This is a genomic window from Pedobacter sp. BG31, assembly GCF_042464845.1.
In the GTDB taxonomy this organism is placed as follows: domain Bacteria; phylum Bacteroidota; class Bacteroidia; order Sphingobacteriales; family Sphingobacteriaceae; genus Pedobacter; species Pedobacter suwonensis.
In genome coordinates this window covers 18693-41451 of sequence record NZ_JBHNZK010000026.1, presented here as the reverse complement: position 1 = coordinate 41451, position 22759 = coordinate 18693, and the positions used below count along the sequence as shown (strand labels likewise).

Annotated in this window: 12 protein-coding genes; all 12 read left to right on the top strand. The window is 42.9% G+C overall.

What is annotated here, in order from left to right:
• Nucleotides 1-2: 2 nt before the first annotated feature.
• The 12 genes from ACFE6N_RS21595 (at nt 3) to ACFE6N_RS21540 (ending at nt 22751) form a co-directional block, all read left to right on the top strand.
• Nucleotides 3-1793: a glycoside hydrolase family 2 protein gene (locus ACFE6N_RS21595; RefSeq protein WP_378939949.1), complete on the top strand. Its 1791-nt coding sequence runs from the start codon at nt 3-5 to the stop codon at nt 1791-1793.
• Between the two features lie 4 nt (nt 1794-1797).
• Nucleotides 1798-2979, top strand: a complete 1182-nt coding sequence (locus ACFE6N_RS21590; protein WP_378939948.1) for a glycoside hydrolase family 88 protein — start codon at nt 1798-1800, stop codon at nt 2977-2979.
• Between the two features lie 327 nt (nt 2980-3306).
• Complete coding sequence (locus ACFE6N_RS21585; protein ID WP_378939947.1) at nt 3307-7458, top strand: response regulator; 4152 nt, start codon at nt 3307-3309, stop codon at nt 7456-7458.
• A gap of 65 nt (nt 7459-7523) precedes the next feature.
• Entirely contained in the window at nt 7524-8636 is a 1113-nt protein-coding gene (locus ACFE6N_RS21580) for an alginate lyase family protein (RefSeq protein ID WP_378939946.1), read from the top strand.
• Between the two features lie 10 nt (nt 8637-8646).
• Entirely contained in the window at nt 8647-9510 is an 864-nt protein-coding gene (locus ACFE6N_RS21575; RefSeq protein ID WP_378939945.1) for a family 16 glycosylhydrolase, read from the top strand.
• Between the two features lie 20 nt (nt 9511-9530).
• A complete protein-coding gene (locus tag ACFE6N_RS21570) occupies nt 9531-10664 on the top strand; it encodes a glycoside hydrolase family 105 protein (protein WP_378939944.1) in 1134 nt (377 codons plus the stop codon).
• 6 nt (nt 10665-10670) lie between these two features.
• Entirely contained in the window at nt 10671-11609 is a 939-nt protein-coding gene (locus tag ACFE6N_RS21565; protein WP_378939943.1) for a DUF4886 domain-containing protein, read from the top strand.
• 482 nt (nt 11610-12091) lie between these two features.
• Nucleotides 12092-15262: a SusC/RagA family TonB-linked outer membrane protein gene (locus ACFE6N_RS21560; protein ID WP_378939942.1), complete on the top strand. Its 3171-nt coding sequence runs from the start codon at nt 12092-12094 to the stop codon at nt 15260-15262.
• 15 nt (nt 15263-15277) lie between these two features.
• Nucleotides 15278-16951 carry a RagB/SusD family nutrient uptake outer membrane protein gene (locus ACFE6N_RS21555; RefSeq protein ID WP_378939941.1) on the top strand — a complete coding sequence of 558 codons (1674 nt, stop codon included), beginning with the start codon at nt 15278-15280 and terminating at the stop codon, nt 16949-16951.
• 35 nt (nt 16952-16986) lie between these two features.
• Nucleotides 16987-19809 carry a SusC/RagA family TonB-linked outer membrane protein gene (locus ACFE6N_RS21550; RefSeq protein WP_378939940.1) on the top strand — a complete coding sequence of 941 codons (2823 nt, stop codon included), beginning with the start codon at nt 16987-16989 and terminating at the stop codon, nt 19807-19809.
• Between the two features lie 12 nt (nt 19810-19821).
• Nucleotides 19822-21477: a RagB/SusD family nutrient uptake outer membrane protein gene (locus ACFE6N_RS21545; RefSeq protein ID WP_378939939.1), complete on the top strand. Its 1656-nt coding sequence runs from the start codon at nt 19822-19824 to the stop codon at nt 21475-21477.
• Nucleotides 21478-21614: 137 nt separating this feature from the next.
• Nucleotides 21615-22751 carry an acetylxylan esterase gene (locus tag ACFE6N_RS21540; RefSeq protein ID WP_378939938.1) on the top strand — a complete coding sequence of 379 codons (1137 nt, stop codon included), beginning with the start codon at nt 21615-21617 and terminating at the stop codon, nt 22749-22751.
• Nucleotides 22752-22759: the final 8 nt, after the last annotated feature.

The window sequence follows — 22759 nt, the reverse complement described above, 5'->3', positions numbered from 1 at the left end:
TTATGAAACCAAGCAGAACCACTTTTAATTTGCTACTAATGTTGTGTTGCTTTTTCTCTAAGCTTTCGGCGCAGGAGACCCTGGTTAATGTATACGGCAGAACAACACAATCCCTTAACGGGAAATGGGAAGCGATTATAGACCAGTACGATCAGGGAAGGAAAAACAAAATATACCTCAATAAAAAACCAGCCGGAAAGACAGATTTTTACGAATATGCCTTTGATGGTGGCTTAAAATTAAATGTGCCTTCAGACTGGAACAGTCAATTGCCCGAACTCAAATACTATGAAGGCACGGTTTGGTACGCCAGGCATTTTGATGCGCCCCAAGCAGATCACGAACGCCTGTTTATTTACTTTGCTGCGGTAAGTTATCGTTGTAAGGTTTATTTGAACGGAAAGGAAATTGCAGAACATGAAGGTGGTTTTACACCTTTTCAGGTGGAGATAACAGGTTTGGTGAAACCATCAGACAACTTTTTAGCCCTGGAGGTAAACAATACCCGGACTGCTGATGCTATTCCCGCGAAATCATTTGATTGGTGGAATTACGGCGGCATCACACGTGATGTGATGTTGGTATCAACCCCAAAAATTTTTATTCAGGATTATTTTATTCAATTGGATAAAAATCATCCGGATCAGATTAACGTGAAGGTTAAAGTTGTTGATAACCAGAAAAATGTAGCGGTAACCGTTGAGATTCCTGAACTGAATATAAAACAAAAGCTGGTTACGGATCAATACGGGACTGCTAGCGTGTCAATCACCAATTTAAAAAAAATAGAGCGCTGGTCGCCTGATGCGCCTAAACTTTATCAGGTGGTGATATCTACCAGCCAAGATAGGGTAGAAGAACGGATTGGTTTTAGAAACCTGGCGGTAAAAGGAACACAGATTTACCTGAATGAGAAGCCGGTTTTTCTGAAATCTATTAGTTTTCATGAGGAAATTCCACAGCGTAAAGGTAGAGCTTTCTCTGAGGCAGATGCCATGATGCTTTTATCTGAAGCGAAAGCTTTAGGCTGTAATATGATCCGTTTGGCACATTATCCGCAAAATGAATATACGGTACGTGCAGCCGAAAAAATTGGTTTTCTGTTGTGGGAAGAGACACCAATATGGCAAGGGATTGATTTTGAAAACCAGGAAACCAAAAAGAAAGCCGGAAAGATGATTAGCGAGATGGTAATGCGGGATAAAAACCGATGCGCCATCTCTTTCTGGGGAATGGCCAATGAAACCAAGCCATCTGTTGCCAGGAATGAATTTCTAAAATACCTGATCAAATGCACGAAAGATATTGATAGCACCCGTTTAATTACGGCTGCATTTGATCTGATTCGGTTTAATCCGGATAAACAACGTTTTGTAATGGACGACCCTTTTATAAATGAACTAGATGTGGTGGCCATTAATAAATATATGGGTTGGTATCATCCCTGGCCAGTTGCACCAAAAAAGGCCATTTGGGATGTGGCCAGCAACAAACCTCTTATAATTTCAGAATTTGGTGCTGAGGCTTTGTACGGTAAAACCGGCGACGCTGATGTAGCAAGTTCATGGAGCGAAGACTACCAGGCCCAGCTTTACAAGGATAACCTGGAAATGTTTAAAAATATTCCGAATCTCAATGGAATATCACCCTGGGTATTGTTCGACTTTCGGTCGCCATTTCGCTTTCACCCCACTTATCAGGATGGCTGGAACAGAAAAGGACTGGTTTCTGATCAGGGGTTTCGTAAAAAAGCCTGGTATGTTATTGCAGATTATTATAAAAACATCAAATAAATTTATGAGGAGATATTTTTTAGCGCTGTTGTTAACGGGGTTATTATGTTACAACCTTACACATGCGCAAAATTTGAAAACCGTTGTTGATCAAGCCCTGGATTTTGCTGAACAGCAGAGCCTGTTAATGGCCAGGAAATATGAGCATCAATCAGGCGTATTACCGCGTTCGTTTGAAGCAGGGAAAAGCACCATATCTGATTCGCGCTGGTGGTGTAGCGGATTTTTTCCGGGTTCGCTATGGTATGTTTATGAGCATAGTAAAAATCCAGCGCTGTTAGCGTTTGCTAAATTGTATACGGCCAGGGTAGAATGTGAGAAATTCACCACCGATAACCACGATGTAGGTTTTATGCTGTATTGTAGTTTTGGCAACGGCTTACGTTTAACCAACGATACATCTTACAAGGCAGTTTTACTGAAGGGCGCACAGTCGCTGGCTACCCGCTATGATCCTAGAGTTGGCCTCATCAGGTCATGGGACCATAATAAAGCCATCTGGCAATATCCGGTCATTATCGATAATATCATGAATCTCGAATTGTTGTTATGGGCCAGCAAGCAATCAGCAAATGAACAACTTAAACAAATGGCAATTTCGCACGCTGATAAAACCATGGCGCATCATTTCAGACCGGATTTCAGTTCTTACCATGTCGTTTCATATAACCGGCAGACCAGTCTGCCGCATAAAAAACAAACCCACCAGGGATATGCTGATGATTCTGCTTGGAGCCGTGGACAGGCATGGGGCCTTTACGGTTATACTTATCTCTATCGCGAAACCAGAGAAGAACGCTACCTGGATCAGGCCATGCATATCGCTGATTTTCTGATCAACCATCCTAAAATGCCTAAAGATTTTATTCCTTACTGGGATTACGATGTTCCTGTACAGACTAATACGCCAAGAGATGCTTCAGCTGCCTGCATTATGGCTTCTGCATTAACCGAATTGAGTGATTTTGTAGATGCCGATACTAAAAAGAAATATATGGAAGTGGTAGAAAAGCAAATCCGGACACTCGCTTCTAATGAATACACGGCGAAGTTGGGCGAAAACGGAAATTTTATCCTGATGCACAGCACGGGAGCATTTCCCTTTAAATCAGAAGTAGATGTGCCCTTAACCTATGCAGATTATTATTATGTGGAAGCGCTTAGTCGTTTGAAGAGAAGATTGTAAGCCTGGATAGTCGTCATTGCGAGAAGGCTTTTCAGCCGACGAAGCAATCTTTATGGTAAAAATCATTAGCATGATAGATTGCTTCGTCATTTCGACCGCAGTGGAGAAATCTTTGAACTATGTAAGATTTCTCCATTTCGCTGCGCTTCAGTCGAAATGACGGCGATTCTTTAAATCTGTCATTGATAGCGACAAGCTAAACTTCAACGTAACAAATCCGAAAGGAATTGCAATTTATGATATCCACGCTTAACGGTGGCGATGATAACACTTATTTTAGCTGCATCCCTTCGCTATTGATAGCTGTCAGCTGAAACTGGAAAGAAATTGATAGATGGGAAATTTAAACGATCATTAGAAAACCAAAAAGAATACCTGCGTATGCATTTCGACCTTAAGGATATCCGGAAAATCTTCTGTTTGCTGCTTTTTTTTTCAGCCTTTTTGCTGAATAATGCCGCTGCAATTGATATTTCCAGGTATCGTTTCCATGTCATGCCCGAAACATCATATTATAGTGGTATTCAGAGCATCACCAAAGATAGCTTGGGACGCATGTGGTATACTGGTCCGGATGCTGTTTTTATGTATGACGGGAACAGTTTTTATCAGCTAAATGACCTGGCCTCGAAGAGCAATCCAAAGGTAAAATGGGCTTACGGTTCTTTGGTGACGGATAAAAAGGGTGGATTATTTTTGGGCACTAATCATGGTTTATTGAAGTTTAACTATGGGCAATTTAATTTTGAACTGGTTCTCCCTGGAAAAATCCGCTCTATTTGTCTCCATAATGATGGCAATTTATACATGCTCTCTGGCGACAGTTTATATATATCTGGCCTGGAGAAAAAGGTTTTTAAGAAAATCAAACTTCCTACAAACAGGTATTTTGACAGTGTGATCAGCCTGAAAGGAAATATTTATCTCTCTCAGGAGAATTTACTTTACAGGTTCGATACCAGAACAGCACGCTTTTCGGTTTTCACCAATCTGGGTCAAACCTCCTTTGTGGTAAATGATGCTGTAGCCTATGGGGGCGATTATTATTTCCTTACCCAGCGGGGTGGTATTTTCGTGACCGACGCCAAAGGGGTAATCAAAAAAAACATTCCGGTTACAGGACCGGGGTTCCAGACCACGATTGCCAAAAAAATCTTTATTGACCAAACGGGCATCATGTGGATAGCCACACAGTCTGGACTGTTGCTTTATGATCCGCAAATGCAGATCAGCAAGCTGCTCAAAATGAACCCGAACGATGCTTTTTCATTGCCCAATAACTCGATATGGACCATTTACGGAGACCCTGACCAGGGGGCATGGATTGGTACTTATGGTGGCAAAATTGCTTATTGTTCACTTTATGATGCATACGTTCGTTATTTCACCACCAGCCCGGGCGGACTCAACCATCCCATCGTAAGTGGTTTTCAGGAAGACGATATGGGCAATGTATGGATTGCTACAGAGGGCGGTGGACTCAACTATTGGAACCGGAAGGATGACAGCTTCCGCCATTTTACCAAAGCCGAAGCCAATTCCATCAACTCCAACATGGTTAAGCGCTTAAAATTTGATTCCGATCGAAAAAAATTGTTTATTTCCTCTTTCAATGGAGGTATTTCTGCCTATGAAATAGCGACAAAGCGTTTTAGTAACCTCAACATCCTTTTACCCGGAAGCGGGCAGCCTTTAACCGTGTATGATTTTGTACGGGATGCCGGGGGAACCTGGTGGATGACCGATCCGGATAAAAACTTTTTCCACCGCAAACGGAACGAGGCAGTAGAAACCGAAATGGTTAAACTGATTGCTGCAAACGGCCAGGCGCTGGATGTAGAAATTGAAGCCATTTCGCTTGATCAGCAGCAGCATCTTCGTCTGGTTACGCATCAGGGGTTGTACATTGCAGACCCGCAAACGCTTAAAGTGCTGCATCATTATGTGATCAAAGATGGTCCTTATGCGGTAAATCACCTGGGTTGCTACTATGAGGCATCAAATGGAGACCTCTGGCTTGGTACTTCGGGAAGAGGTGTAAATCTTTTAAAGAAAGACGGACGCTATCTTAACTTTAACAGTACCAATGGCTTTTCTCCTAAAATTGTTTTTGGTATTCTGGAAGACGATATTTCCGGAAATATCTGGTTTAGCACCAACGATGGGCTGTTCTTTTTCGATCAGAAAGCGCAGAAGTTTGAAAAAGCCAGATTTTATAAAGCAAATAGTTGCGGTTCTTTCTATCTAAGGTCAGCCTATAAGACCAAAAAAGGAGAGCTATTGTTTGGGGGGACCAACGGATTTGTACTTTTTGATCCGCAATACCTCAATAAAAACATTCAGAAACCGAGGGTATTTTTTACCAGCTTATTAGTTAACAACCAACTGGTAAGCAATGTAACGCAAGATTCACCTTTAAGCAAAGATATTTCCACATTAAGCAATCACGATGAGGGAAAAATAAAACTTTCCAGTCACCAGTCTAATATAGAAATCCGTTTTTCGTCAAACAGCTATTTATCGGCAGATAAAAATCAGTTTTCTTATCGCATGCTTGGCTTAAACGATAAATGGATGAAGCTGAACCCTAATCAACAAGCTGTTCAGTTCTTTAATTTACCAGGCGGAGATTATGTTTTTGAGATCAAGGCCTCCAACAATGACGGGCTTTGGGGCGACGAAATTTCAAGGCTTTATTTCCATGTCAACCCGCCATTTTTCCTCTCCTGGTGGGCTTACTCCATTTACACTTTAATTGTGCTGGGCCTCTTATTCTTCATCATGCGGTATTATACCAATAAGAAAGTTTTTAAGGAACGACTGGCTTTAGAAGCACTTAAAGAACAGAACATGCGGGATTTGAACCAGGCGAGAACTGATTTTTTTACCAATATTTCCCACGATCTTAAAACTCCGCTTACCCTGGTGCTTGAACCACTGAAGCAGTTAAAAGAAACCGTTCAGAAAAATGACCATGCAGCGGGCTATATGCAATTAATTGAGAAAAATGTGGCGCGGATACAGCGTTCAATTAGTCAGTTACTTCGTTTCCGGGAAATAGAAAGCCAGAAAATAACCCTAAATCCACAGCTTGGCGATTTCGTCAGTTTTGTACACGATGTTTTTGGACTTTTTGAACTCTATGCAAACAAAAAAGAAATAGAAACCAATTTTACTGCTCATGCAGACCATTTGTTTGTGGCTTTCGATTATGATATTATTGAAAAAATCCTGACCAATCTTTTCTCTAATGCCTTAAAGTACACCTCTGGTAAAGGCTATGTAGGCGTAAGGATTTATCAATCTACAGCCGAGGAACAGTCGAGGTTAGCTATTGAGCCGGATCTCCTTGAAAGAGAATACATATCTGTTGAAGTGTTAAATACCAGTATAGGCTTTTCGGAAGAGCAGATTGCTACACTATTTACCTCCTTTAACCGTTTGTCATCTTATCGCCCTACTTTTGAAGAAAGTTCGGGTCTTGGCCTGGCCATTGTGAAGGAACTGGTTGATGCCATTGGGGGAAAAATCTGGATGGTAAATAAAACCAATAAAGTTTCATTTACGATGATGCTCCCGTTTAAAAAAGAAGCAGGATCTGGTGATATGCAGTCGAACGTGTACGACTATACCATATCCGAAATTGATGAAATCCTTTTGGAAGCCGAAGAACCTGATCTATCTCCAAAGCATGCCAGGAAATCGACCAGCATTTTGTTGATTGACGATGATCCTAACCTGCGGAACTACCTGGAACGCCGCTTGTCTGAAAAGTATAATGTCTATCTGGCCAGCGATGGTCATGAAGGCATTATTAAAGCCGAAAAAATATACCCTCAACTCATTATTACCGACCTGATGATGCCAAACACCAATGGGTTTGAGGTATGTAACCACTTGCGGCAGAACTTTAAAACCAGCCACATACCCATCATCATGATTTCGGGTATGGGTGATGTAAACCAGAATAAAACCAAAGCGCTTGAACATGGCGCAACCGTTTTTATTGATAAACCTTTTGAAGTGGAATACCTGGTTCAGCAGATGGATACCATTTTGAAAAACCAGCAGGAAATGAGGGAAATGTACAGCAAGCGGCTCGTCGTAGATCCGGCTAAGGTAACCATTACTTCAATGGATGAGGAATTGCTGGTTAAGGCCATGAAGTTTATTGAGCAGCATATGGCCAATCCCAATTACTCGGTAGACGATTTTGTTTCGGATATGAATACCGGAAGAACAATCCTGTACCAAAAGATCAATGACATTGTTGGCATGTCGATCAAAGAATTTATTCTAAACATCCGGCTTAAAAGAAGTGCCTACTTATTGGAACATGCAGATTTGACCGTGGCAGAAGTGGCTTATCAAACCGGATTCAACAATGCCAAATATTTTAGTGTATGCTTTAAAAAACAATTTGAAACCAGTCCGTCTGAATATAAAAAACGCTTTAGTACAGAGAATAATGCCGTTTAAGAAATTATTGCCGAGCATGCAGACAATTACACTGTTAAAGCACTCTCATTAACCAAATAAAACCTATGAAGCACTTGAAATTTTTTCTTATTATTTTATCTACAACCACGATATTATGCACACTGCAGGGGCAGGAAGCTTTTGCGCAACATCGGCTAAAGGGGATGCATCCGCAACAGCAGATCGATTTTGTTAAAAAACAGCTTAAAGCCAAAAAAGAACCTTATCTATCAGCCTATAAAGCTTTGTTGGTCAAGGCAGATTCAGCTTTACTGGTCACACAACATGCGGTAGAAGATTTCAGTATTCCGGGTTTTTATGTTGATAAGGAAACCCATCGCCGAACTTCACGGGCGCTTCAGGTGGATGGCTTTTCGGCATACAGCTGTGCCTTAGCATATCAGCTGAGTGGAAAAACAAAATATGCAGATAAAGCCATTTATTTTCTGAATGCCTGGGCAACGGTCAATAAAAAATATTCTCAACTGGATGGTTCACTGGTGATGTCGTATTCTGGTACTGCCTTGATGATCAGTGCCGATTTGCTCAAAGATTATAAAAGATGGCAGCCTAAAGAGGTAACACAATTTCAATGGTGGACTAAAAATGTATTTCGTGCTGCGGCAAACAACATCCGGTACCGGAACAACAATTCTGGCGATTGGTCTCGTTTGGCTTCTATCCTGGCAGACACCTACCTGGAAGACCGGGAAGATATGCAGCAAAACATAACCTTAATCAAAAAAGACCTTTTCGATAAAATTGCTCCGGATGGACATTTGGTGGAGGAAGTAAAACGACAGGGAAAAGGCATTTGGTATACCTATTTTTCTCTGGCACCGCTTACCGCATCCAGCTGGATCATTTATAATCAGACAGGTGAGAATCTCTTTGAAGCATCGCGCGATGGGGCATCATTCAAAAAAGCACTTGATTATCTTTTTTACTACAATCAACACCCCGAAGAATGGAAATTTTTCAAAAATCCGGATACAGGTAGTGTGCATACCGTAACAGGTTTCTGGCCGGCCAACTTACTGGAAGCGATGAATGGCATTTATCCTTCGCCGCAATTTGATGATTATCTTGCACCATATCGCCCCATTATGTATACCACACACGATTATGCCTGGACATTTCCAACCCTTATGCCCTTACGATTAAACGGATACCAATAAATTATTCCCCATGAAAAAATATCTAATTAAATTATTATTGCCGGCCTGTGCTTTTTGCATCAGCTTATCGGGAGTAGCCCAACAAACAAAAAATCCTAAGCCTCCAGCGCTCCATTCAGGGGGTTACAAACTGGTATGGGCCGAAGAATTTAATAATAACGGCGCACCTGATCCGGCTAACTGGACTTACGAACTCGGATTTGAACGCAATGAAGAATACCAATGGTACCAAAAGGAAAATGCAAGGTGTGAAAACGGCAAACTAATTCTGGAGGCCAAAAGAGAAAAAAAGGCAAACCCCAATTTTAAGGAAGGAAGCAGCGACTGGAGAAAGCGTAGGCGGGAAGCGGATTACACTTCAGCCAGCATCAAAACCCAGGGGTTACATAGCTGGCTTTATGGCCGTTTTGTCATGCGCGGTAAAATAGATATCCGGGACGGCATCTGGCCAGCCTGGTGGACGCTGGGAACAAAAGGATCCTGGCCTGCAACCGGTGAAATCGATATGATGGAATATTACCGGAAAAAACTGCTCGCCAATATCGCCTTTATGGATGCAAACCGAAAAGATGCCTGGTTTAGCACAGAGAAAAATATCGATTCCCTTGGCGGTCAGGCATGGGCAGATCAATTTCATATCTGGCGAATGGATTGGGATGAAAACAGCATCGCACTTTATGTAGATAACCAGCTTTTAAATAAAGTGTCATTAGACCGGTTGGTCAACCAGGATGGTACCAATATTAATCCTTTTAAACAACCGCATTATATGCTGCTCGATTTGGCAATAGGGGGTAAACAAGGTGGAGATTCTTCTCAAACCACCTTCCCGGCCAGGTTTGAAGTGGATTATATAAGGGTTTATCAAAAATAACCAATTAAGAAATGAAAAATATGAATTTAAAACGACTGCTTCTGATCCTGGTATTTAGCTGTTACGGCGGACTTAGTGCTTTTTCAGGTGAAACACCTTTAAAAACTGATTCGATTCTGGAAACCGCAAACATTTTTAAAACGATGCAGCGGGTGGCAGACTGGCAATTAAATACCTGGAAGAACAAAGGGTTTAATCATAGAAAAGCAGATTGGACCAATGGTGCCTGTTATACCGGTATTTTTGCTTTCGGCAACCTGCGGGGCAACGAACGCTACTTGCAGACGCTGGTTGATATTGGAAATGATTTGGGCTGGAATACGGGGCACTTGCGCTTTTATGCAGATGATTATTGTATAGGACAAACTTATGCGCAGCTTTACAGTAAATTTAAGCAGAAAAAGATGATTGCTCCTTTTATTTTACAGGCCGATAGTATCATCAGCCAGCCACACGACGAACCTTTGAACTGGAAAAATAATATCCAGAAAAGGGAGTGGGCCTGGTGCGATGCCCTCTTTATGGGGCCGCCTTCGCTTGCTTATTTAAGTACGGCTACCCGAGATGAAAAGTATCTGAATACAGCTGTTAAATTGTGGTGGAAGACAACCGGATTTTTATATGACCCTTCGGAGAAGCTATTTTTCAGAGATGAGAGTTTTTTCAACAAAAGAGAGAAAAACGGGCAAAAGATATTCTGGTCAAGAGGTAATGGATGGGTATTGGCCGGCCTGGTAAGGGTGTTGGAGAATATGCCAAAAAATCATCCGGATAGAAATAAAATGATTCAGCTTTATAAGGATATGGTATCCAGAGTAGCAGGATTACAACAGCCAGACGGCAGCTGGCATGCTTCGTTATTGGATCCTGCAAGTTTTCCGGTTAAAGAGATGAGCGGGACCGGCTTTTTTTGCTATGCCATTGCCTGGGGTTTAAATCACCATATTTTAGACAAGCAACAATACCTTCCTGTGGTAGAAAAATCATGGAAAGCCATGGTTTCTGCCGTACATGAAGATGGGATGCTGGGTTATGTACAACCCATTGGCGCAAGTCCGGATGCGGTAAATGCCAATAGTACTGAGGTGTATGGCGTTGGTGCATTTTTGCTGGCGGGAACACAATTGTATGAATATATGAAGAAAGTAAAATAGACGATTATGAGTATTAATATGAAACTACAGTTCTCGACTTTAATTAAGTTGAGCATGTATTCCCTTTTGCTGGTTTGCCTGGCCGCAAATGTTTTTGCGCAAAGCCGGCAAGATACCTTACGTTTATTTATTATAGGGAACAGTTTTTCTCAAAATGCATCTGCCTTTTTGCCGCAACTGGCAAAAGAAAGCGGAAAAACGCTCATCATCGGACGTGCTGAACTTGGTGGACATTCACTTGAGCAGCATTGGGGTTATGTAGAAAAAGCAGAAGCCAATGCTGATGACTCCAAGGGAAAACCTTACGGCGGGAAATCATTAAAAATGTTGTTGGGTGAAGGAAAATGGGACATGGTTACGATTCAGCAGTATTCTTATCTTTCGGCAGACTCCTCAACCTACTATCCCTATGCCAGCAAACTTATTGCTTATGTGAAAGCATTGCAACCCCAGGTGCGTATTGTTATCCATCAAACCTGGGCTTACCGTACCGATGCAAAGAAATTTGGGCGTATAGCCGAAGGTAAAACTGCCATGAACCAGCAGGAAATGTGGCAGAAATCACGTGCGGCTTATCACTTATTGGCTAAGCGGATTAATGCTCCGATTTTACCGGTGGGTGATGCTTTCCAAATTGTAGCCAATGACAGGAAATATGGTTTTAAACCTGATCTTTCATTTAATTATGAGCATCCGACAGCCCCAAGTCTCCCTGATCAGACCCATTCGATCAATGTGGGTTACTATTGGAATAAAAAAGAGCTCGTATTCGATCCGAACCATGCCAATGATGCGGGGAAATACCTTGGCGGATTAATCTGGTATGGGATGTTGTTTAATGATTCGGTTAAGCATATCAAATTTAAGCCTGAAAGTGTTTCTGAAGAGTTTGCGAAATATCTTCGTACAGTGGCGGCTAAAATCATCGCAAAAACGAATCGATAAAATAACTGCAGATACTAAACTTTAGTCCGCTTGGGTTATTTTTTTTTGTAAAACACAAACTTTCTAAAAAATAAACTGCAGAAATTACTCCTGCGTACAAAAACAAACCATTTCCGTACAAAAGTGAACCCTCCAAAGCAGATAAGCATATAGATTTGTGTTAACCAAATAATAAACCTAAATATGATGACAACCTATTTCTTAACCATTCCCCTTTCTGAAATTGAGGAAAACACAAAATCTGAATTACGGGCGATACTATTAAAAAAGCCTTTCAACCTGACTGGCTTTTCCTGACCCGAGGTTTAGCATAAAACTGGAATCAACCCTTTTAATGCTTTTCCATCTCCATTTTTAATTCGGCGATAAACCTGCACCCTTTTGGGGAATTGATGAGGACGCATCTGCGTGTCCTGGAGATTTGTATTGCTCAAAAAAGCAGAAATATTAAAAAAAGATAATTCTAACCATATCCAAGATAGATGATAAAAAACATAAACCTAAGGTCCAAAGGCTGGCTTCTTTTGGTTGCTGCATTTTGGTGTAAGGCCCAGGCATTGCCGGCCAGGCCCATGAAAATTGCCGTCAGCTTCGTTGCCAAACGCCCTGCAATGCGGTTTCAGGAAATCACCGGAACCGTTAAAGATGAGAAAAACCAGCCTATTCCAGGTGCAACCATCAGAATAAAGGGTACCACTACGGGTGTCCAGACCGATCTGGATGGAAAATATAAAATCAATGTTAATCCTGGGCAGGTACTTGTGTTTTCAACCATTGGGTTCGAAAGCAAAGAAGTTACCATAGGGGCTGCTAGTGTAATCAACATCACGCTGGTCTCCGCAAGCAGTTCGCTCAGTGAAGTAGTGGTAAATGGTTATTCTACACAAAGAAGATCAGCCGTTACTGCTGCCATCAGTACTGTTTCGGGCCAGGATTTATTGAAGGCGCCGGTAACGAATGTCAACAATGCTTTGGCCGGTCGCGTGCCTGGCCTGGTGGTGCAGCAAACTTCCGGACGTCCGGGAATTAACGGTGCTGCTTTGTATATCCGCGGACAGGTTTCGCCCTCAGCTACAGCGCTTATCATTGTGGATGGTGTGGAAAGGACCTCTTTCGGTGATATTGATCCCAATGAAATTGAAAGCATAAACATACTGAAAGATGCCTCATCTACCGCACTATATGGTTTGAAAGGTGCTAACGGTGTGTTTGTAGTGACTACCAAAAAGGGAGTGGAGGGACCGGCAAGGGTCACATTTTCCGGTAATCTGGGCATCATCAGTGCCACCTCCCGTCCTGAAATTCTGGGCGCTTATGAAAGTGCTATGCTGTTAAGTGAGGGGCAACGCAACGTGGGTGAATCCAGAACCTTTACCGATGAGGATTTAGCGATTTTTAAGGCCGGAAACGGTAATCCATTACTTTATCCGGATGTGCAATGGTACGATGAACTGGTTAAAGACCATTGGATGCAGAACCAGCAAAACCTTACGATATCAGGTGGCAGTGATAAGGTGAAATACTTTACCTCATTTAGCCATATGCGCGAGGAAGGAAACTTTAAGGAATTTAAAACACCACTGGATTATTCAACTTCCCCGAGCTACAGCCGTTACAATTTCAGGGCCAGGGTAGGCATAGACCTGACCAAAACCACTAATTTTGAGGTGAACCTTGCCGGCAGGAACGAACACCGTTACAGTCCGGCGGGTATGAGCGAATATAACGATCCTGCGGGGGTAGTGAGTAACGGTATTGAAGGGCTTGTGGGCCGGGCTTTGAAAATGCCTTCATGGGCAGCTCCGTTCTTTAAGGAATACATCAACTCCGATGATCCCCGGATTATTGCCCTGGATGGAAACTATAACCATATCGTAAATTATGGATTGGGCGGGGTAAATGCTTTCAATCCTTACGCCTTACTCACTTATGGTGGATATGCCTTTACCGATAACAATATTGCCGAATCGATTTTCACCGTAAAGCAAAAACTTGATTTCTTAACACAGGGCCTGAGTTTTAAGGCCCAGTTTGGCTACGATGCCACCCAATTATCAGGAAAGTTGCAGCGTGGAAGTATCGGCTATCTGGAACTCAACAGGGCTACGTTGGCACTAACACCTGTGGGTGGTACCTATAACGATTTTTTTGGGGCGCCTGCCTATTCAAGAAGTGGTTTTACCAAAACGAATCTGCAATTGTTTTTAACCTATGGCAGATCGTTTGGCAAACATAACATCAGTGCCAATCTAATCGGTCAGCGCGAACTGCAGGGCTCAGCTGCGGCTGCCGCGCCTTATGCCAACCAGGGAATCATTTCGGAGGCTACTTATAACTATGGAAATAAATACTTTCTAACAGCCAGTGCAACCTACAACGGTTCAGAGAATTATGCCAAGGGTTATCGCTACGGCTTTTTTCCTGCAGCAACCTTGGGTTATAATCTTGCCAATGAGGAATGGATGAAAAAATTTACCTGGATCAGCATGTTTAAAATCAGAGGTTCGATTGGAAGGGTAGGGATTCCAAGTCCCGGTACAAGCCGTTTCTATTATCAGAACAGGTTTGGCGCCGGATCAAACGTAGTATTCGGAAATCCGAACAGTAACTTTAGCGCGCCTACCTATACCCAGTTACAATATGGCAATCCGTTTATCACCTTTGAGGTGTCTTTAAAACGAAATATCGGACTTGATCTTTCTTTATTCAAGGATAAACTGAACATCACTGCTGACCTTTTTGATGATGAGCGTTCGGATATTTTGACCACCCGTTCGGCAACCAGTTTTGCAACTTACGGCGCCACCGTGCCAAGTACCAATTATGGTGTCAATTACAACCACGGATATGAACTATCAGCAACTTACCGGGATAAGGTTAAGGACTTTACCTATTCCTTTACGGCCAACCTGAGTTATGCCAGAAATGAGCGCAGGGTATTGGATGAAGCACCTGGTCTTACCGAAAATCTGCGGGTGTCGGGCAAGCCGATTGGTACCTATTTTGGATACCATGTACTCGGTTTTTATGCAGATCAACAGGATATTGATAGCAGTCCGCTGAACAAAATTACAGCTTATCCTTCTATACCCGGCGATTTTAAATATCAGGATGTTAACGGCGACGGAATCATTAATAACCAGGATGTAATCGCCATCGGGCATCCTAATATTCCGGAATACAATGCAAGTCTGAATATGCAATTTGGGTATAAGGGATTTCAATTATCGGCACTTTTTAATGGGGTAACGAATGTGAGTTCAAACGTGGTGTTTCAAAGTGGCGGCCTTAACCAGTATTATGCACCGATGTTAAACAGATGGACGCCAGGCAATACCAATGCCAGCTGGCCGGTAATCCGTCCGGGACTGAATGCAAATCCCAATGAAAGCTTAAACGACTTTATACTGCAAGATGCTTCTTACATCAAATTACGAAATGTGCAGTTCAGTTACAGTTTGCCTAAAAAATGGGTTAATAGAATTCGTTTAAATGGCCTGACCGTATTTGTTAGCGGCCAGAACTTAATCACCTGGACAAATTTTTATGGCATCGATCCTGAAAACAGCTTATCGGGAAATGCCTATGCCTCTTCTATTGCCACGATTCCCACCACTAAGGTTTTCAATTTCGGCCTCAATTTATCACTATAATCAAAGGTTATTATCATGAAAAAATTCATATATCTTTTGTTTTCATTTGTTCTCTGTATTGCTTATTCCTGCAAAAAGGATTTTTTACAGCGTGATGTGGGTATTCAGAGCGACCTTGAAGAAGTTTTTAAAGACCCCTTAACGGCTTCCCGTTTTGGCGATTTTACCTATACTTTTTCCATTTCGGATTATGGCCGCCTGAGCGGATATAAAGGAATGACCTCGCAATTTACAGATGAGTCTATTGCCAACAATGGTCAGATCGAGGTGGCGGCGATGAACAGTGGCCAGTTTCTGGATCCGGGAGCTTCTGATGTGACAGGCATTTACGCTCAAATGTACCGTGGAATCAGAAATGCAAACCTGATGCTGGCCAATATGGATAAAGTTCCCTGGACCGATCTTTATAATCCTAATTATATCAAAGGTGAGCAACTATATCTCCGCGCTTACTTCTATTTCGAGTTGTTAAGGCGTTTTGGAGGGATCGTGATATTAACCCAGCCACAAGACTTTACAGAAGCTTCTACAGACCTTCCGCGTAGCAGTTATGCAGAAACATTTGCTTTAATTTTAAGTGATCTGGAACAGGCCCTTACGCTGTTGCCACTAACCAACGCCGACTGGCCCAATCCGGCAGCACAATCTAACCGGGCTACGGGGGCTGCGGTTATGGCGCTTAAAGCAAGAGCCCTGCTCTTCGATGCCAGTCCGTTAAATAATCCGGAAAATGATTTGGCGAAATGGAAAAAAGCCGCAGAGGCATCAAAGGCAATTATGGACCTGAACAAATTTTCACTGGAACCCAATTACGCCAATGTGCTTACGGTAGCAAACTCTAACGAATACATCCGGATCTGGCCCCGTGGCGGCCGTGGATTTATTGGTACTTATCTGAGCGATTTTTTGATCCCTACAAGTTATGGAGGGGCACAATCTAACCTTTCACCTGTTCAGAATCATGTTGATCTGTACGAAATGGCCAATGGCAAACCCATTACCGACGCCACCTCAGGATACAATCCGCAAAATCCTTACCTCAACAGAGATCCGCGGTTTTATACGAACATCCTTTATAATAATGCCACCTGGCAGGGGCGGGCGGTGCAAACCTGGCAATCTGAACCCAATGCCCAGGGTATTATCACTTACGGAACCGATATCAGTACGGCCACTTCAATAACCAAAACTAGTTATTACCTGAAAAGGCTCTGGCCGGAGGCTTCACGTTCGGGCTCAACCGCATCAGCATTATTGAATTATGTTTTTTACAGATATGCAGAAGTCCTGATCAATTATGCCGAGGCTTTAAATGAAGAATCAGGGCCAAGCGCAGAAGTATACAATGCGGTAAATGCCATTCGCCTGCGCGCTAAAATGCCGGTTTTACCAGCTGGTCTCAGCCAGGCCGAAATGCGCGAACGCATCAGAAACGAAAGGGCCATCGAGTTCGCTTTCGAAGATATGCGCTGGTGGGATATCCTTCGCTGGAAAAAAGGGGCTGAAATTGTGGCCCAGCCAATGAAGGCCATGAAAGTGGTTAAAAATGCCAACGGTTCTTTCAGCTATAGTGTGATCGAATTGCCTGCATTTAAAAAGGTATTTAATAACAATATGTATTTATATCCTATTCCCCGGGCAGAAATGAATAAGACCAGTGGTGCATTGAAACAGAATCCGGGATGGTAGTGATTGGGTTGTACATCAATTTTAAAAGATAAGAAATGACAAGATATATTAAATGTTCGGGCGTTATGCTGTGCATCATCAGCTATCTGCTTACCTGCACAGCCTTTGCACAGACTAACGGTAAGCAGGATACCGTCAGGGTTAGGAAAGCTAACCGCACAGACTCGACAGATAAATTAATAGAAATTCCGTTTGCTACACGCAGCCGGGAAGAATTGAATTATGCCCAGAGCTCGCTTCGCTATAATCAGCTTACGCAAGTACCGATCAGTAACCTTTCTGGTTTACTGGCGGGGAGGTTAAGTGGCTTTTTATTCAGGTGGACAGGTAATCAGCCGGGCGGTGGAAACGTGTCCTATCAAATCCGCGGAAAATCATCGTATGCGCAAGGCGCTACGCCAGCTTTTCTTGTTGATGGAATTGAACGTGATTTCGAAGATATGGATATCAGCGAAATTGAAAGTGTAACCGTATTAAAAGATGCTGCTGGTTTAAACTGGTATGGCCTGAATGGAGGAAATGGCGCAATTTTGGTCACCACAAAAAGAGGTAAAATAGGAGAGAACCTGATTTCTTTTGATGCTCAGGGCGGTTTTCAATCTGCCGGCAACCTCATCAAACCCTTAAATTCGTATGATTTTGCTACTTTATACAATCGGGGCTTAACCAATGCGGGCCAGGCACCGGCCTATAACGATGCAGCGCTTGATGGTTATAAAAACCATACCAACCCCTACCTCTATCCGGACAATAACTACTTAGAACGCTTTCTGGGCAAAAGAGCAGCTACACAAAGGTACGCGCTTACCTTTAGCGGAGGGAGCAACAGGGTACGTTATTTCAGTTCCGTGAGTTACTTTAACCAGCAAGGCCTTTTGAAGGAAACGGAAACGCCCAATTACGATTCTAATTATGGCTATAAACGTTATAATTTCCGCATCAATTTAGATTACGATGTAACCAAAACACTTACACTTACGTTGTTGGCAGGTGTAAGGAGTGAAGTGCGTAATGATGTTGGCGATGGCACCAGCACAGTTTTAAGTAACCTGTATAATTTGCCGCCAAACGCCTTTCCGATTTTAAATGCAGATGGATCTTACGGCGGAACCTCCCTCTTTCAAAGTAATCCCCTGGGCCAGTTACAGTCTACAGGATTTTCAAGAACCACCACCAATATTTTGCTCGCCAGCATCATGGCCGATCAGAAAATGGATTTTATCACGAAAGGCCTTTCGGCTAACTTATTCTTTTCTTATGATGGTTATGGTAATTATGGCGACGGGTTATCTCAGAATTATGCAGTTTTCAATCAAACCGTTACGCCTGTACAAACTTATCGTACGCCGGCAGTTATTGCTTACCGTACTGCAGCTTTCCAAACCAATACCAAAAACAATGAACTCTGGTTTGGCTTAGATTACAACAGAACCTTTGCTACAGATCATCAGGTAAAGGCAAACGTAAGGGCGCAACAATATGTAAGTGCTGCGGTAGACCGTTTGGATTACCGTTCACGGATGATTGTAGGGCGGGCAGATTACAGTTTTAAGCAACGTTACCAGTTGGGATTTACAGGAAGTTACTCTGGATCTGAAAACTATGCGCCTGGAAGACGTTTTGGTTTTTTTCCGGCAGTATCGGCAGGGTGGTTGATATCCAAAGAAGATTTCATGAAAGATGCTTCCGTAATCAGTTACCTGAAACTGCGCGGATCTTATGGTCGCTCGGGTAATATCGGCCCAACTTATGATGCCAATGGCAATGTGGTCAGGCTGCCATACCGTACGCTCTTTACCAGAGATGCAGGGCCATTTCTGGGTTCTACTTTTTCTACGTCAACCACGGCCAGGCTGGTAAGCCCTGCAGGTAACCCCTTAACCACCTGGGAAAAAATTGACCGCTTGAACCTGGGTACAGACGTAGATTTTTTTAAAGGCGCACTTTCCTTCTCTGTTGATTATTTTGATGAAAAACGAACGGATATCCTTGGTCCTGCAAACTTACCTGGGATTCTTGGGATAGCCATTGCGCAGGTAAATTCGGGCAAGGTAAGCAGCAAAGGATTCGATGCCAGCGGAACTTTCCATAAAAAAATTGGCGAAGTGCTGATCAGTACCAACGCCAACTTTACCTATGCTAAAAATATCATTTTGGAAAGAACGGAAAACGTACTCCCTAACCAGTCTACTATAGGCCGGTATGTGAATGGCGGAAATTATTACATCGCTGAAGGTATTTTTCAGAGCCAGGCAGAGATTAATGCCAGTCCGAAGCAAACCCTTTCGAGCCTTGTGGTTCCGGGCGATCTGAAATACAGGGATGTGAACAACGATAACGTCATCGATGCCAACGATGCCATTTCCAGCGACTATACCGATATTCCGAAAATATATTATGGCTTCGGTTTTAATATCCGATATAAACAGTTTGATTTAGGCGCACAGTTCCAGGGCGTTGCTGGCAGAACTGTAGATGTCTCTGACATTGTATATGCAGGTCCGAATGGCTTAAATCAGCTCAGTTTAGATAGCTGGACCCCTGCCACAGCAGCCACGGCAAAATATCCCCGTATCGCAATATCAGATAATGGAAACAACACGGCCAACTCCACCTTTTGGTTGTATTCAGGGAATTTTTTAAAACTTAGGTCTGCTGAAATTGGATACAGTACGCCACAAAGCCTTAACCAGCACCTACGTTTTAAAGGCGCGAGGATCTTTGTAAGTGGTAATAATATTTTCTCGATTTCCAAACTCGGAGAACTGGGTATTGATCCCGAAACCCCCAATGCAGGTCGTTTTTCCTCTTACCCTTACGTAAAAACCTTTGCGGTAGGCTTAACTGTTAAATTTTAACTCAAAATGAGTATGAAAAAGAAAATATATGTAATGCAAATGGTACTGGCGGTTTTGCTAATGAGCTTTACTGCCTGCAAGGATGAATTTTTTGAGCCCTCGTACAGTGAGGGGCCTGTTAATGAAGACGCGATCTGGAATACCGACAGACGCGTGCGGGAGTATTTAAACAACGGTTATAATTACATGCTTGCCCGATACAATGTTGATGGCTCAGGAGCATTAATGGCCAGCGGAAGTGATGAAGCAGTTAACTCAAACTTAAACAGCAATGTGAACATTTTTAATAATGGTAACTGGAGCAGTTTAAGGACTTTTGATGAGCAATATACCAATCTTTATAACGGTTTATGGGTAGTCAATACTTTCCTGGAGCGATCGCCCACAGCAGTGATTTTTCCCGCAAGCGATCTTCGCGGACTAAGGGGAGAAGCGTTTTTTCTGAGGGGTTTATTACATTATGAGTTGTTTAAAAGATATGGGGGCATTGTTCTTGCCACCCGGTCCTTTTCACCGGTAGAAGACCTGAATATTCCACGCAATTCAGTTGATGATGTAGTCAGACAGATTGTTAAGGATTGCGACTCAGCCATCAGCCAGATTCCGGCAGCCTCCACAAAAGATTGGGATGCGGCCAATTACGGACGTGCCACAAAAGCTGCGGGAATGGCGCTAAAAGCCAAAACCCTGCTGGTTTATGCAAGCCCTTTATACAACACCGGCAACGATCTGCAACGCTGGCAAAATGCGGCCAATGCAGCAAAGGATTTAATCGACTTAAATAAACACAGCCTGTTAAGTACGGCTTTATTTCCAAGCCTGTGGGATTACACCAACACAGCAACCTCTTATAATAACGAGGTGATCTTCGCTACGCCGGCAAGCAATACGAATGCCATTGAAGCAAATAATGCGCCGATCAGCTTCACGGGCGGATTAGGCAGAACAAACCCTACCCAGAATTTAGTTGATGCTTTCGAAATGACCAATGGCAAAGCCATAACCGACCCTACATCAGGCTATGATCCACAAAATCCGTATGCGAACAGAGACCCGCGTTTAAACCAGTTTATCATTGTTAACGGCGCAAATTTTAAAACAGGAAGCTTGACACGGGCTGTAGAGACTTATGAAGGCGGACGTGATAACGTTCCTTCTAATGTAAACAGTACAAAATCAGGTTATTACCTGCGGAAATTTTTAAGTGGTAACGCTACTTACAACATTACAGGTACCACGAGCGTAAGAAGACCCTGGGTATTGTTTCGCTATGCAGAAATTTTACTGATTTATGCAGAGGCCCTGAACGAATTTGGAGGTCCGAACGCAGAAGTTTATAACGCGATAAATGCGGTGCGTAACCGTGCCGGAATGCCTGCACTTGCCGGGTTAACACAATCGCAAATGCGCGACAGGATTAAAAATGAACGGAGAGTGGAATTATGTTTTGAAGAACAACGGTTTTTTGATGTCCGCCGCTGGAAAGACGGGGAAAGTAATTTTAACGGAGCAGTTAGGGGGATGAAAATCACGAAGGTGGGTACTGCACTAACTTATAACCCTTTTGTAATTGAAAACAGAACCTTTAGCAGTAAAAACTACTGGTATCCTTTTCAGCAATCTGAAATTAATAAAGCCAGTAAACTTATTCAAAACCCAGGGTATTGATGATGTTGAACAGAATAAAATTCCCTGCTCATCAAGGCAGCTGGCGCGTCAGCAATCTGTTAAAAAAGGCTATGATCTGCTTAATTGGTCCAGTTTTTTTATCGGCTGGAGTGTATGCGCAGAAAACAGATCGGTTTATGGGAGAAATCGTTAACTATGACGAAAGTACCGTACCTGCCTATACTTTACCCGAGATACTGGTTACTGCAAAGGGCAAAAAGATTAAAAACGTCGCCATGTGGGAAAAGCAGCGCAGACCCGAACTTTTAGCCCTGTTTAAAGAACACGTTTACGGAAAAACACCAGACGGTTTTGATAGTTTAAAATTTGCGGTGGCTAATGAAAAAGCTGATGCTATGGATGGAAAAGCCCATTTGAAAGAAATAACAATTACAGCGTGGAATGATGGTCATTCAGTATCGTTTCCTGTTGTACTCTTTATTCCCAACAAACGAACAAAGCCCGCTCCGGTATTTTTATTGATCAACAACCGCAGTAGCAGGAATACGGATCCGGCGAGGATTGAAAAGAGTACTTTCTGGCCAGCCGAAATGGTCATAGACAGCGGTTACGCCATAGCTGCCTTTCATCATTCGGATGTAGCGCCTGATGGGAAGGATAGCTACCAGAACGGCATATTGAAACAGTTGTTTCCTGCAGAGCTGGAAACAGATAATGGCATGAAAGCCATTGGCGTGTGGGCCTGGGCAGCAAGCAGGGTAATGGATTACTTTAAAACGGATCAAGATATCGACTTTAACAGGGTTGCGCTGGTAGGGCATTCAAGAGGTGGCAAAACTGCTTTATGGTCTGCAGCCCAGGATCAACGCTTCGCCATGGTGTTTAGCAGCTGCTCAGGAAGTACGGGTGCAGCGCTGGCCAGACGTAAATATGGAGAAACCATCAGCCTGATCAATAAACAGTTTGGTTACTGGTTTAACAATAATTACAAAAAATATAGCAATGATGTAAACAACCTGCCTGTTGATCAGCATATGCTCATCGGCTTAATTGCACCGAGGCCAGTGTATACTACGAACGCTACGGAGGATCGCTGGGCAGACCCTTATGGTTCTTATTTATCATTGGTACATGCCAAACCTGTTTACGATTTATATGGTAGGAAAGTGACGCTTCCTGAAAATATGCCCGATGTGAACAAGCCAATCATCCATTCGGCTATAGGTTACCATTTCAGGGAAGGAAAACACGACCTCAATGTTTATGATTGGACAAATTTTATCCGCTTTGCCAATCACCATTTTAATCGATAAGGTTTACG

Bases quoted from the DNA above. Each gene is read 5' to 3' on its own strand.
- ACFE6N_RS21595 (WP_378939949.1), top strand. From the start codon at position 3: ATGAAACCAAGCAGAACCACTTTTAATTTGCTACTAATGTTGTGTTGC.
- ACFE6N_RS21590 (WP_378939948.1), top strand. From the start codon at position 1,798: ATGAGGAGATATTTTTTAGCGCTGTTGTTAACGGGGTTATTATGTTAC.
- ACFE6N_RS21580 (WP_378939946.1), top strand. From the start codon at position 7,524: ATGAAGCACTTGAAATTTTTTCTTATTATTTTATCTACAACCACGATA.
- ACFE6N_RS21575 (WP_378939945.1), top strand. From the start codon at position 8,647: ATGAAAAAATATCTAATTAAATTATTATTGCCGGCCTGTGCTTTTTGC.
- ACFE6N_RS21570 (WP_378939944.1), top strand. From the start codon at position 9,531: ATGAATTTAAAACGACTGCTTCTGATCCTGGTATTTAGCTGTTACGGC.
- ACFE6N_RS21565 (WP_378939943.1), top strand. From the start codon at position 10,671: ATGAGTATTAATATGAAACTACAGTTCTCGACTTTAATTAAGTTGAGC.
- ACFE6N_RS21560 (WP_378939942.1), top strand. From the start codon at position 12,092: ATGATAAAAAACATAAACCTAAGGTCCAAAGGCTGGCTTCTTTTGGTT.
- ACFE6N_RS21555 (WP_378939941.1), top strand. From the start codon at position 15,278: ATGAAAAAATTCATATATCTTTTGTTTTCATTTGTTCTCTGTATTGCT.
- ACFE6N_RS21550 (WP_378939940.1), top strand. From the start codon at position 16,987: ATGACAAGATATATTAAATGTTCGGGCGTTATGCTGTGCATCATCAGC.
- ACFE6N_RS21545 (WP_378939939.1), top strand. From the start codon at position 19,822: ATGAAAAAGAAAATATATGTAATGCAAATGGTACTGGCGGTTTTGCTA.
- ACFE6N_RS21540 (WP_378939938.1), top strand. From the start codon at position 21,615: ATGGGAGAAATCGTTAACTATGACGAAAGTACCGTACCTGCCTATACT.